This is a genomic window from Mesorhizobium sp. WSM4816 (genome assembly GCF_055811535.1).
In genome coordinates, this window is record NZ_JBVVQR010000111.1 from 1 (window position 1) to 416 (window position 416).

Below are 416 nucleotides of genomic sequence, written 5' to 3' on the forward strand. Positions count from 1 at the left end.
CCGCCAGCCGACTCCTTCTTCGGAGCCTCCGCGATCATGGCTTCGGTGGTGACCAGCAGGCCGGCGACCGAGGCCGCGTCCTGGAGAGCCGTGCGCACGACCTTGACCGGATCGACGATACCCATGGCGATCATGTCGCCATATTCGCCGGTCTGGGCGTTGAAGCCGAAGGTCGGGCCCTTGTTCTCGAGGATCTTGCCGGCAACGATCGATGCTTCCGCACCGGCGTTGGCCGCGATCTGGCGGGCCGGAGCCTGCAGCGCGCGACGCACGATGGCGATGCCAGCGGTCTGGTCGGAGTTGGCGCCGACAGCCTTGATGCTCAGCGAAGCGCGCAGCAGTGCGACGCCGCCGCCGGGAACGATGCCTTCTTCGACGGCCGCGCGGGTCGCGTTGAGGGCGTCGTCGACTCGGTC

Annotated in this window: 1 protein-coding gene; it reads right to left on the reverse strand. The window is 68.5% G+C overall.

Annotated elements, in window-relative coordinates; genetic code table 11:
• Window positions 1-416: TCP-1/cpn60 chaperonin family protein (locus tag AC0L3H_RS33025; protein ID WP_473588253.1), on the reverse strand; the 416-nt coding region annotated here is incomplete at both ends.